Genomic DNA, 11,018 nt, shown 5'->3' on the forward strand with positions numbered 1-11,018 from the left:
CAGGGGCGCGGGGAACTGCGCGAACACCCCCACCGGCCCGCAGGTGAAAACGATGCCCCAGGCACACACAAGGGGCGCGGGGAACTGCGCGACCAGCCCCCACCGGCCCGCGGTGAACAACGAAACCCCAGGCACCCCCACAGGGGCGCGGGGAACTGCGCGAACGCCCCCCACCGGGCCGCGGTGAACAACGAAACCGCACGCACCCCCAAAGGGGCGCGGGGAACTGCGCGAACACCCCCACCGGCCCGCAGGTGGAAACGATGGCCCCCGCCAAACGAAAGGGGCGCGGGGAACTGCGCACAAGGGCGTCACCGGCACGCCGGTGGCAAAAGGGGCGCGGGGAACTGCGCAGAGCGGCGTCACCGGCACCCCGGTGAAAAGGGGCGCGGGGAACTGCGCGAACGCCCCCCACCGGGCGCCCGGTGAAAACGAACCCCGCACCCCCAAGAAGGGGCGCGGGGAACTGCGCATACCGCTACCCGAAGGTCACCCCACGACCACCTCCCGCGCCTCCGGCGCGGACACCGCACCGCCCGCCTCAACCACCCGCCGTCGCGGAATCAGCAGCGCCGCACCTCCGGCCACCGCCACAACCCCCGCCCCGGTGACCAGCGCAGGCCGCAGCCCGTCCACGAACGCCTGCCCGGACTCGTATCCACCCTGCGCCGCGAAGATGGAGGACATGATCGCGATGCCGAGCGCACCGCCCACCTCCCGCAGCGCGTTGTTCGCGCCGGAGGCGATGCCGACCTCGGCGGGCCGCACGCTGGACATGACGAGGTGCGAGGCGGGCGCGAAGAACAGGGCCATGCCGATGCCGCTGATGATCAGGCCGGGCAGCTGGATGCCGTAGGACGCGTCGGCAGTGATCACGGCGGCGAACCAGCCGAGCCCGGCCGCCTGGAGGAACAGCCCCGTGGCGACGACGGGCCGTCCGCCGATCCGGTCGGAGAGGATGCCGGCGAGCGGTGCGACGAGCATCGGCATGCCGGTCCAGGGCAGCATCCGCAGTCCCGCCTGGGTGGGCGAGTAGCCGAGGACGCCCTGCATGTACTGGCTGAGCAGGAAGATGGACCCGAACATGCCGAGGAACATCAGCATGCTCGCGGCGTTGATGCCGGAGAAGGCCCGGGAGCGGAAGAGCCGCATCGGCAGCATGGGGTTCGCCGCGCGGGTGCCGTGCAGGACGAACGCGGTGAGCAGCGCGGTGCCCGCGAAGAGGCCGGTGAGGACGAGCGTGCTGGTCCAGCCGTCGGCGGGGCCGCGTACGAGCCCGTAGACGATGCCGAAGAGGCCGCCGCTGACGAGGACGGTGCCGGTCAGGTCGAGTCGGGTTCCGGCGCCGTAGGACTCGGTGAGGCGGAGGCGGGCGAGGGGCAGCAGGGCGAGGCCGAGGGGGACGTTCAGCCAGAAGATCCAGTGCCAGGAGATGTGCTCGGTGAGGCTGCCTCCGATGAGGGGTCCGGCGGCGACGGCGAGGCCGTTGACGGCGCCCCAGATGCCGTAGGCCATGCCGCGCTTGGCGACGGGGACGGCGGCCGTGAGGAGGGTGAGGGCGAGCGGCATCATGACGGCCGCGCCTGCGCCCTGGACGGCGCGGGCGGCGATGAGGGTGCCGATGCCGGGTGCCATGGCCGCCGCGGCGGAGGCGGCGGTGAAGACGGCGGTGCCGATCTGGAAGAGGCGGCGCCGGCCGAAGCGGTCGCCGAGGGCCGCGCCGGTCATGAGCAGGACGGCGAAGGTGAGTGTGTAGGCGCTGACGGTCCATTCGAGGTCGTCCAGGGCTCCGCCGAGGTCCTTGCGGATGGAGGGCAGGGCGGTGGTGACGACGAGGTTGTCGAGGGACGCCATGAATCCGGCGACGCCGGTGATGACGAGGGCCCACACGGCTGTTCCGCGCGGTGTTGTGTGCTGTGTCATCTCTCCCCCAGAGAGCTGGTTAGTTATCAATGACTAACTTTTGTGGGTGAAAGAAAAGGCGGCTGTGCCGCCCTCCCTGTTCAGAACCCTTGCCACACCCGGTGGTCCGGCGGGAATCCCATCGCGACCAGGCAGTTGATCAGCATGCCCTGCGCCATGAACGCCGTCGTCCGCTCGACGTCGGCTCCGAGCGACTGAAGCACCGTGTCCCAGATGCGCGTCCACCCGCTCCGTACGGACTCACCGAACTCCGTGTCGCCCTCCGCCTCGGCGGCGGCCACGGCGAGATACATCTGCATCTGCATCATCAGCCGCTCGGGCTGCTCTGCGATGACCTTGAGGTAGGCCTCACCCATGGCGTACAGGGCCTCGTCGCCCTGGAGCCCTTCAGCGGCTTCCTCGAAGGTGCGGATCGTGTCGTCGACACATCGCTGGGCCACCGCGAGGAAAAGCGCCTTCTTGCCCGGGAAGAGCCGGAAGAGGTACGGCTGCGAGACGCCGACCCGCTTGGCGATGGCCTCGGTCGAGGTGCCGTGGTAGCCGCCTCGCGCGAACTCGGTCGTCGCCGCCCGGATGACGCTCTCGCGCCGCTCTTCTGCGCTCATCCTGACCATGCAAACAAGTTAGTACTCAATCACTAACCAAGTCAACCCCGTATCGGCCGACCGGCCACATACGAGTAAGGAGCGCCCCCCAAGGGAGGGCGCCCCTTACATACGTCCGTCTGCGCGCGCCCGCCTCAGGCGAGCCGTACGACCGCCCGGGACATCCCGAGCACCTTCTGGCCGTCGCTGGTCGCGGTCAGGTCCACGCGGACGGTGTTGTCGTCGAGCTTGGCCGCGACCTTGCCGCTGACCTCGATCACCGCGCCCTTGTCGTCGTTGGGGACGACGACCGGCTTGGTGAAGCGCACGCCGTACTCCACGACCGCGCCCGGGTCGCCCACCCAGTCCGTCACCACGCGGATCGCCTCCGCCATGGTGAACATGCCGTGCGCGATGACGTCGGGGAGGCCGACCTCCTTGGCGAACTTCTCGTTCCAGTGGATCGGGTTGAAGTCGCCGGAGGCCCCCGCGTACTGGACGAGCGTGGCGCGTGTCACAGGGAAAGACTGCGCGGGCAGCTCGGTGCCGACCTCGACATCGTCGTAAGCGATCTTCGCCGTCATGGGATTCCTCACGCCTCCCCTTCTCCGGAGTCCGCCGCACGGGCGACCAGCTTGGTCCAGGCGGTGACGACATGCTCGCCCGCCTCGTCGTGGACCTCACCGCGGATGTCCAGGATGTCGTTGCCGGCCAGCGACTTGATCGCCTCGATGGTGGAGGTGACGGTGAGCCGGTCCCCGGCGCGCACGGGGCGGACGTAGGAGAACTTCTGGTCGCCGTGGACGACACGGCTGTAGTCCAGGCCCAGCTGAGGGTCCTCGACGACCTGGCCGGCCGCCTTGAAGGTGATCGCGAACACAAAGGTCGGCGGGGCGATCACATCGGGGTGGCCGAGCGCCTTGGCCGCCTCGGGGTCGGTGTAGGCGGGGTTGGCGTCCCCCACGGCCTCCGCGAACTCGCGGATCTTCTCCCGCCCCACCTCGTAGGGCTCGGTGGGCGGGTAGGTCCGCCCCACGAAGGACTGGTCGAGCGCCATCGGCCCGGCACCTCCTGGTCTGTGATGCTGCACGGAAACGACACGAGGCCGCCCCCCGAGTGTGGGGGCGGCCTCCTGTACGAGCCTTGTGTTTATCGCGTCTCGCGGTGCGCGGTGTGCGCGTTGCAACGCGGGCAGTGCTTCTTCATTTCGAGCCGGTCGGGGTTGTTCCGCCGGTTCTTCTTGGTGATGTAGTTCCGCTCCTTGCACTCCACGCAGGCCAGCGTGATCTTCGGGCGGACGTCGGTGGCAGCCACGTGAGTGCTCCTTGACGAACGGGTAGGCTAATTCAACGCAAGAAAGAGTAGCCGATCGACGGACCGACCCGGCAATCGGCTACTGAGAGTAGCGGTGACCGGACTTGAACCGGTGACACAGCGATTATGAGCCGCTTGCTCTACCGACTGAGCTACACCGCTGCGGATCGATCAGTCCCCGTCTTGCGACGGGAACCTCTCTCACCAGAGCCCCAAAACGGAATCGAACCGTTGACCTTCTCCTTACCATGGAGACGCTCTGCCGACTGAGCTATTGGGGCGAGCGATGAAGACATTACACGGTCCGCCGCCGTTCGCCCAAATCCGTATCCGAGCCCTCCGCCGGAGCCCTGCACACACATCACCGGAGCCGCATGCGTATCGCTGGTCGGGGCGGTGGGCGGGCATGGCGTGCGGGCGGGCGGAGGCGAGCGGGCTCGCGCTGACGGGGCTCCCGTGCGGGGGCTCGCCGGCGGGGCCCACGCGCGCCCGCGGACGGCGAGGAGCCGGGGGCAGGCCCGTGTTCCCCCCGAAGACGACAGCGCGCACTCGCGACCGGAGCGCCGCACCCACAAGCGTCACGGCGCCGATGACCTGGTGGGGCGGGCAGCTCGCTCACCGTCCGCAGACGGGCGCGCTCGCACGCTGCCGGTGAGGGCGGGAAGCCCGGCGCCACCGGAGTCGCGGGCACGCACATGCGGGGGCGCTGTCGCCACCGGGCCGGTGGTGCGGGGCGCGCACGTCACGCCACGGACGCCCGGCCGCCGCTTGCCCCCTGCTCGGCAGGGCCAGGCCTCGGGAATCCCGAGCACACGCGCGTGGGCACGCTGCCGCCGCCGGTGCCCGCGGCGCGGGACGCGTGGGCGAGAGGGCAGCCGCGCGGGGAGGACGACCGGCGTGGGCCGGGGAGAGCGACCGGCGTGGGCCACACCGGTACGACTATTGCGCTCCTGCGCGCCCGCCGAGGACCGTCGGCCTACGCTCGACACGCTGTGTGATCTTGTGCCGCCGCGCGCGGCCTGCCCGAGCCCCTGGAGCGCGATGCCCGACAGCCAGCCGCAGCCGCCCCACGCCACGCCCCCGCCCTCGGGACCGGCCGACACCTCCTTGCTGCTGTGCGGGGCGCGGCTGACCGACGGGCGCCGAGTGGACGTACGGCTCGTCGGCGGACGTATCGAGGCCGTGGGCACGGCCGGGAGCCTCACGGGACCGCCGCCCCGTGGCGGGTCCCGCGTGGACCTCAGCGGCTATCTCCTCCTGCCGGCCCCCGCCGAGCCGCACGCGCACGCCGACACCGCCCTGTCGGCCGACTCCGAAGGGCCCGCCTCGTACGCCCCGCAGGATGTCCAGCGCCGGGCCACCGAGGCCGCGCTGCTCCAGCTCGGGCACGGGGCGACCGCGCAACGCCCGCACGTGCGCGTGGGCGACGTCCAGGGGCTCGGCTCCCTGGCCGCCGTACTCCAGGCCCGCCGGGCGCTGCACGGGCTCGTGGAGCTGGCGCCGGTGGCGATGCCGCGCGTGCTGACCGGTGTCGCGGGCGCGGACGGCCTGGCCATGCTGCGGGACGCGATGAAGATGGGCGCCGCGGTGGTGGGCGGCTGCCCGGACCTGGACCCGGATCCCACCGGCTACGTCGAGGCCGTCCTGGAGATCGCGTCCGAGCACGGCTGCCCAGTGGACCTGCACACGGACGCCGCCGATCCGGCACGCCTGGCGCGCGTGGCGGCGATGGCGGGCGGGCTGCGGCCGGGTGTGACGCTCAGCCCGTGCGGGGGCCTGGGCCGACTGCCCGCCGAGGCCGCGGCGCGTGTGGCCGACCGGCTCGCCGCTGCCGGGGTGGCGGTGGTGTGCCTGCCGCAGGGCACGTGCGGCGCCGTGGAGCACGGCGGCGACGGAGCGCGCGGTACGGCGCCCGTACGGCTGCTGCGCGCCGCCGGTGTACGCCTCGCGGCCGGCAGCGGCGCCCTGCGGGACGTGTCCAACCCTGTCGGCCGAGGTGACCCGTTGGAGGCGGCCTACCTCCTCGCCTCCCGCGAGGGCCTGCGTCCCGAGGAGGCGTACGACGCGGTGAGCTCGACCGCGCGGGAGGTGCTCGGCCTGCCCGAGGTGCGGGTGGAGGCAGGTTTCCCGGCGGAACTGCTGGCCGTACGGGGCGATCAACTGTCCGGCGCGCTGTCGCTGGCGTACAGCCGGATCGTCATCCACCGGGGACGGGTGGTGGCCCGTACCAGCGCCGTACGCGAGTTCTGCGACTCGGCGGCGGCGGTGGAACTGGGGCTGCCGCGGCAGGGCCGGAAGGAACCGTCGTAGGCGATGCCGGGGTTTCCGCGCCTCGCTGTACACCGCGGGCCGGTGGGGGGCGTTCGCGCAGTTCCCCGCGCCCCTGTGGGGGTGCCTGGGGTTTCGTTGTTCACCGCGGGCCGGTGGGGGCTGGTCGCGCAGTTCCCCGCGCCCCTGATGCCTGCGGCGGCCCGCAGGTGGAAACGATGGCCCCGCCAAACGAAGGGGCGCGGGGAACTGCGCGAGAACCCCCCACCGGCCCGCAGGTGAAGACGATGGCCCCGCCAGACGAAGGGGCGCGGGGAACTGCGCGAACGCCCCCCACCGGGCGCCCGGTGAAAACGATGCCCCAGGCACGAACAAGGCGCGCGGGGAACTGCGCGAAACAAAGTCACCCGGCACCCAGCCCCACGCAGGCGTACGGTCGAAGACATGCGCATTGTCATCGCTGGTGGTCATGGTCAGATCGCCCTGCGGCTGGAGCGTCTGCTCGCCGCACGGGGAGACGAGGTCGCGGGTCTGATCCGCAAGCCGGAACAGGCCGACGACCTGCGAGCGGCCGGTGCCGAACCGGTGCTGCTGGACCTGGAGTCGGCCTCGGTCGAGGACGTCGCGGCGTGCCTGGAGGGCGCCGACGCGGCCGTCTTCGCGGCGGGCGCCGGCCCGGGCAGCGGGGTGGCGCGCAAGGACACGGTGGACAAGGGCGCGGCGGTGCTGTTCGCGGACGCGGCGGTACGCGCGCGTGTACGGCGTTTCGTGATCGTGTCGTCGATGGGCGCGGACGCGCGGCACGAGGGCGACGACGTCTTCGACGTGTACCTGCGTGCGAAGGGCGAGGCGGACGACCATGTGCGTGGCCTCGACCTGGACTGGACGATCCTGCGCCCCGGTGCGCTGACGAACGACGCGGGCACGGGGCTGGTGCGCCTTGAGGCCCACACGGGCCGCGGGCCCGTACCGCGCGACGACGTGGCTGCCGTACTGGCCGAGTTGGTGGACACCTCGGCGACGGCCGGCCTGACTCTGGAGCTGGTGAGCGGTTCGACACCGGTCGCGGTGGCGGTGAAGTCGGTGGCGGGAAACTGAGGTCCACGCCCGCCGACCGCACTCGGCGGGCCGTCGAGCCCGCCTCGACACCTCGTCAGGGCGGCTCAGAACAGCGGCAATTGACCGGGAATCTCCGGTACGACGTACCCGTCCAAGGAGGGCTGTACGGCGCCCAGTTGGGCGGGCCGCCGGGAGCCGGGGCAGGAGGTCAGCGCGCCTTGCTCGCGTGCGCCGGGCGGGTCGTGCCGGGCGTAACGGCCCGCGACGACGGCGATCTCCCGGCGGCATTCCGGGCACTGTCTGCGACGGCTGGACATGGGGTCAGTGTGCCCGAGTGCGCCACACGTGTTGCGCCTCGAGCGCGGCGCCGCTCCTCACCGCGCGGAACTGCCGCGTCCTCCATAGCATCCCTATGTGGCACACACTTTCGAGGAGCTCGTGGAGAAGCAGCGTGCGGCCAACGAGGCGCACGCGCGCGTACAGAACCTGCGCGACACCTACGGCGCCCCCACGACGGCGCCCTGGACACAGGAGCAGCACGGTACGTACGAGACCGCCTGGCGGGCTTGGCGCGACCTGGCGCGGGACGCGCAGGCGTCGGTCACGGAGTACGCCAGGGACGAGGACAAGCCCCGGAACGAGGTCGAGGCCGATGTGAAGAAGGCAGCCACGGAACCGCCCGGCGACCAGTGACGCCACCTCGCTCCCGCACGATGCCGGGCCCGCGATCCCCCAGACCGCGGGCCCTCGGCACGTCTGAACGCCGGAGCTGCCACGCCTGCCGAACGCCTCGGCCGGTACGGGGACCGCACGGTCCCGCGCCCCGAGGAGCGGCACTGCCACAGCCCCAGCCTGGTCCTCGACAAGAGCCATCGCAGCAAGTGGCTCTTGCACTCTCCCAGACTCCTGGCCGAACTCATCGGCCGGGTCGAGTTACGGGACTTCAAGGAGATCACAGAAGTGCTCTCCGCCCACATCCTCCACTGCAGAGAGCGTGACGACGAAGCCCCGCTTTCTCGGCAGGTCCCAGGAGGTACCGCCCACATGCCGGTGGAGAAGGCTCTCCACCCGTGGAAGCTCGATCGCTTCGGTGCGCAGTTCGTCCAGTCACACGACGAGGGGCCCGTGACCTGCTGCGTTCGCAGGTCACGGGCCCCTCGTTTCCCGTGTGGCGGCGCCAGGATTCGAACCTGGGAAGGCTGAGCCGGCAGATTTACAGTCTGCTCCCTTTGGCCGCTCGGGCACACCGCCGGGGGTGCTGCTGGGGGACCGTCTTTCGGCGGTGCTCCCTGGCAACGACGTAAACAATACCTGATGCCGAGGGGTGCTTCGCCACCCCATTGATCGCCGTGCGGGGAACGGTGTCGCCACGGGTGCCGGCTGTGCACGGGGGCGGTGTCGTCGTGCGTGCCGGATGCGGTGACCTCGGCACGGCGGGAATGAGAGGGCCTAGGCTTGTCCGGATGGGCCCGGGGTTCACGCCGGGTCCTGCGGCAGCCCCTGCGGACGCCGACACCCACCCGATCCGCACCCGATACAAGGAGCCACAGCACATGGCCGACTCCAGTTTCGACATCGTCTCGAAGGTCGAGCGGCAGGAGGTCGACAACGCCCTCAACCAGGCCGGCAAGGAGATCTCGCAGCGCTACGACTTCAAGGGCGTGGGTGCCTCCATCTCCTGGTCCGGAGACAAGATCCTGATGGAGGCGAACTCCGAGGACCGGGTGAAGGCTGTCCTCGACGTCTTCCAGTCCAAGCTGATCAAGCGGGGGATCTCACTGAAGGCGCTGGACGCGGGCGAGCCGCAGTTGTCCGGCAAGGAGTACAAGATCTTCGCCACGATCAAGGAGGGCATCTCCCAGGAGAACGCCAAGAAGGTGGCGAAGATCATTCGCGACGAGGGCCCCAAGGGTGTGAAGGCGCAGGTGCAGGGCGACGAGCTGCGGGTCAGCTCGAAGAGCCGTGACGACCTTCAGGCTGTCATCGCCCTGCTGAAGGGCAAGGAGTTCGACTTCGCGATGCAGTTCGTCAACTACCGCTGAGGCGTCACCGCTGACGTGTCCGTGCGTCGTCGCGGTGCGGGAGGGGCGGGCATCCCGTGGTGGGTGCCCGCCCCCTTGTCCGTCTCTGCCGTCGGTGAACGGCCGGGGTCAGTCGCGGGAGTTGCCGAAGAGGATGCGGTAGGCGATCAGCAGGACAAGCGAGCCGCCGATCGCGGCGGCCCAGGTGGCGCCGTCGTAGAAGTCCTTGCTGATCGGGTGGTCCAGCCAGCGCGCCGAGATCCAGCCGCCGATGAAGGCGCCCGCGATGCCGATGAGGGTCGTGCCGACAAAGCCGCCCGGGTCGCGTCCCGGCAGCAGGAACTTGGCGATGGCTCCGGCCAGCAGGCCGAGGATGATCCAGCTGATGATGCCCATGCCGTGAACCTGCCCCTCCGCGTCGGGGCGGACACCGTCCCCGAGCTGTGATCCTGCCTCGGCGACCTGCGGCCCCGCACCCGCGCGTACGTTCGTGCGTTGTCGGTGAGGAAGACGCCGGGCGGGCATCTGCCGGTTCCGCCGATCAGTAGCGTGCGTGCCATGACAACGCCCACGCCCGCCGGGGAGTTGCGGCGCCGTCTCGGCGTCGGCGATGCCGTCGTCATCGGACTCGGTTCGATGGTCGGCGCCGGCATCTTCGCGGCTCTGGGGCCCGCTGCCCGCGCCGCGGGACCTGGTCTGCTGATCGGGCTGGCGGTCGCCGCCCTGGTCGCCTACTGCAACGCGATGTCCTCGGCACGGCTGGCCGCTCTGTACCCGGCCTCGGGCGGCACTTATGTGTACGGGAGGGAGCGTCTCGGGGAGTTCTGGGGGTACGCGGCGGGCTGGTCGTTCGTGGTCGGCAAGACGGCCTCCTGTGCTGCGATGGCGCTGACGGTGGGTGTGTACGTCCTGCCGGAGCAGGCGCACGCGGTGGCGGTCGCGGCGGTGGTGGCACTGACCGCGGTGAACTATGGCGGGATCCAGAAATCGGCCTGGCTGACGCGGGCGATCGTGGCGGTGGTGCTGGCGGTCCTCGCCTGCGTGGTGGTCGTGTGTCTCACCTCCGGTACGTCGGACGAAGGGTGGTCGGGCGTCGCGGGGTGGAACGGCGTGGGCGACGTGCTGCAGGCGGCGGGGCTGTTGTTCTTCGCGTTCGCCGGGTACGCGCGCATCGCGACGCTCGGTGAGGAGGTGCGGGATCCGGCGCGCACGATTCCGCGCGCGATCCCGCTGGCGCTGGGCATCGCCCTGGTGGTCTATGGGTGCGTGGCGGTGGCTGTCCTTTCCGTGCTGGGTTCCGACGGGGTCTCGGCGGTGGGCGCACCGCTGGCGGAGGCGGTGCGGGCCGCGGGGGTGCCGGGACTTGTGCCGGTGGTGCGGGCGGGGGCGGCGGCGGCCTCGCTGGGTTCGCTCCTCGCTCTCGTGCTGGGGGTGTCGCGGACGATGCTGGCCATGGCCCGGGACGGGCATCTTCCGGTGGGGCTGGCGTCCGTGCATCCGCGGTTCCGGGTGCCGCACCGGGCGGAGCTGGTGGTGGGCGGGGTGGTGGCCGTGCTGGCGGCGACCGTGGACGTGCGGAGCGCTGTCGGGTTCTCCTCCTTCGGTGTGCTCGTCTACTACGCGATCGCCAACGCCTCGGCGTGGACTCTGGACGCGGCGCCGGCGCGGCGGGTCGGTCCGGCGGTGGGTCTCATCGGGTGCGTCGCGCTGGCGTTCTCCCTTCCCGTGGGGTCCGTGGCTGCGGGCGCGGCCGTGGTGGCTGCGGGTGTCGTCGCGTACGGCGTGCGCGCGTCGGTCCGGCGGCGACGGGCGCGCGGGCACCGCTAGGGGGCCGGTGGGGTCCGGGGGC

General features: G+C 71.3%; 12 protein-coding genes and 3 tRNA genes. 5 read left to right on the forward strand and 10 right to left on the reverse strand.

What is annotated here, in order from left to right:
* Positions 1–489: 489 nt before the first annotated feature.
* The 7 genes from MTQ10_RS21405 to MTQ10_RS21435 form a co-directional block, all read right to left on the reverse strand.
* Positions 490–1,923, reverse strand: a complete 1,434-nt coding sequence (locus MTQ10_RS21405) for a DHA2 family efflux MFS transporter permease subunit (RefSeq protein WP_247470802.1) — start codon at positions 1,921–1,923, stop codon at positions 490–492.
* Positions 1,924–2,003: 80 nt separating this feature from the next.
* Entirely contained in the window at positions 2,004–2,537 is a 534-nt protein-coding gene (locus tag MTQ10_RS21410) for a TetR/AcrR family transcriptional regulator (protein WP_247470805.1), read from the reverse strand.
* A gap of 125 nt (positions 2,538–2,662) precedes the next feature.
* The gene (locus tag MTQ10_RS21415; protein ID WP_247470808.1) at positions 2,663–3,091 is read right to left on the reverse strand and encodes a MaoC family dehydratase; all 429 of its coding nucleotides are present in this window, start codon (positions 3,089–3,091) and stop codon (positions 2,663–2,665) included.
* Positions 3,092–3,099: 8 nt separating this feature from the next.
* Positions 3,100–3,564, reverse strand: coding sequence for a MaoC family dehydratase N-terminal domain-containing protein (locus tag MTQ10_RS21420; protein ID WP_247470811.1), 465 nt, complete (start codon positions 3,562–3,564; stop codon positions 3,100–3,102).
* Between the two features lie 92 nt (positions 3,565–3,656).
* Positions 3,657–3,821: a 50S ribosomal protein L33 gene (gene rpmG / locus MTQ10_RS21425; RefSeq protein ID WP_003948671.1), complete on the reverse strand. Its 165-nt coding sequence runs from the start codon at positions 3,819–3,821 to the stop codon at positions 3,657–3,659.
* 89 nt (positions 3,822–3,910) lie between these two features.
* A tRNA-Met gene (locus MTQ10_RS21430) sits at positions 3,911–3,983 on the reverse strand.
* Between the two features lie 46 nt (positions 3,984–4,029).
* A tRNA-Thr gene (locus MTQ10_RS21435) sits at positions 4,030–4,102 on the reverse strand.
* A 760-nt stretch (positions 4,103–4,862) separates the two neighbouring features.
* Here MTQ10_RS21435 and MTQ10_RS21440 point away from each other — a divergent pair.
* A complete protein-coding gene (locus MTQ10_RS21440) occupies positions 4,863–6,131 on the forward strand; it encodes an amidohydrolase family protein (RefSeq protein ID WP_247470814.1) in 1,269 nt (422 codons plus the stop codon).
* A gap of 402 nt (positions 6,132–6,533) precedes the next feature.
* Positions 6,534–7,187, forward strand: coding sequence for an SDR family oxidoreductase (locus tag MTQ10_RS21445; protein ID WP_247470818.1), 654 nt, complete (start codon positions 6,534–6,536; stop codon positions 7,185–7,187).
* 65 nt (positions 7,188–7,252) lie between these two features.
* Here MTQ10_RS21445 and MTQ10_RS21450 read toward each other — a convergent pair whose 3' ends face one another.
* Positions 7,253–7,465, reverse strand: a complete 213-nt coding sequence (locus MTQ10_RS21450; RefSeq protein WP_247470820.1) for a hypothetical protein — start codon at positions 7,463–7,465, stop codon at positions 7,253–7,255.
* A gap of 97 nt (positions 7,466–7,562) precedes the next feature.
* Here MTQ10_RS21450 and MTQ10_RS21455 point away from each other — a divergent pair, with 97 nt between their 5' ends.
* Positions 7,563–7,841: a hypothetical protein gene (locus MTQ10_RS21455; RefSeq protein ID WP_247470823.1), complete on the forward strand. Its 279-nt coding sequence runs from the start codon at positions 7,563–7,565 to the stop codon at positions 7,839–7,841.
* 476 nt (positions 7,842–8,317) lie between these two features.
* Here MTQ10_RS21455 and MTQ10_RS21460 read toward each other — a convergent pair.
* Positions 8,318–8,399 (reverse strand) — tRNA-Tyr (locus tag MTQ10_RS21460).
* Between the two features lie 302 nt (positions 8,400–8,701).
* Here MTQ10_RS21460 and MTQ10_RS21465 point away from each other — a divergent pair.
* Positions 8,702–9,190, forward strand: a complete 489-nt coding sequence (locus MTQ10_RS21465; RefSeq protein ID WP_247470826.1) for a YajQ family cyclic di-GMP-binding protein — start codon at positions 8,702–8,704, stop codon at positions 9,188–9,190.
* A gap of 108 nt (positions 9,191–9,298) precedes the next feature.
* On the opposite strand, the gene MTQ10_RS21470 is transcribed toward MTQ10_RS21465, so the two are convergent.
* Complete coding sequence (locus tag MTQ10_RS21470) at positions 9,299–9,565, reverse strand: GlsB/YeaQ/YmgE family stress response membrane protein (protein ID WP_247470829.1); 267 nt, start codon at positions 9,563–9,565, stop codon at positions 9,299–9,301.
* 162 nt (positions 9,566–9,727) lie between these two features.
* Here MTQ10_RS21470 and MTQ10_RS21475 point away from each other — a divergent pair, with 162 nt between their 5' ends.
* A complete protein-coding gene (locus MTQ10_RS21475; RefSeq protein WP_247470831.1) occupies positions 9,728–10,996 on the forward strand; it encodes an APC family permease in 1,269 nt (422 codons plus the stop codon).
* Positions 10,997–11,018 lie beyond the last annotated feature (22 nt).

Origin of the sequence: Streptomyces sp. XM83C (assembly GCF_023072675.1) — a bacterium.
GTDB lineage: Bacteria > Actinomycetota > Actinomycetes > Streptomycetales > Streptomycetaceae > Streptomyces > Streptomyces thermocoprophilus.

Coding starts and splice junctions, on each gene's coding strand:
- MTQ10_RS21410 (WP_247470805.1), bottom strand. CDS start 2,537: ATGGTCAGGATGAGCGCAGAAGAGCGGCGCGAGAGCGTCATCCGGGCG.
- MTQ10_RS21445 (WP_247470818.1), top strand. CDS start 6,534: ATGCGCATTGTCATCGCTGGTGGTCATGGTCAGATCGCCCTGCGGCTG.
- MTQ10_RS21475 (WP_247470831.1), top strand. CDS start 9,728: ATGACAACGCCCACGCCCGCCGGGGAGTTGCGGCGCCGTCTCGGCGTC.
- MTQ10_RS21405 (WP_247470802.1), bottom strand. CDS start 1,923: ATGACACAGCACACAACACCGCGCGGAACAGCCGTGTGGGCCCTCGTC.
- MTQ10_RS21470 (WP_247470829.1), bottom strand. CDS start 9,565: ATGGGCATCATCAGCTGGATCATCCTCGGCCTGCTGGCCGGAGCCATC.
- MTQ10_RS21440 (WP_247470814.1), top strand. CDS start 4,863: ATGCCCGACAGCCAGCCGCAGCCGCCCCACGCCACGCCCCCGCCCTCG.
- MTQ10_RS21450 (WP_247470820.1), bottom strand. CDS start 7,465: ATGTCCAGCCGTCGCAGACAGTGCCCGGAATGCCGCCGGGAGATCGCC.
- MTQ10_RS21415 (WP_247470808.1), bottom strand. CDS start 3,091: ATGACGGCGAAGATCGCTTACGACGATGTCGAGGTCGGCACCGAGCTG.
- MTQ10_RS21465 (WP_247470826.1), top strand. CDS start 8,702: ATGGCCGACTCCAGTTTCGACATCGTCTCGAAGGTCGAGCGGCAGGAG.
- MTQ10_RS21420 (WP_247470811.1), bottom strand. CDS start 3,564: ATGGCGCTCGACCAGTCCTTCGTGGGGCGGACCTACCCGCCCACCGAG.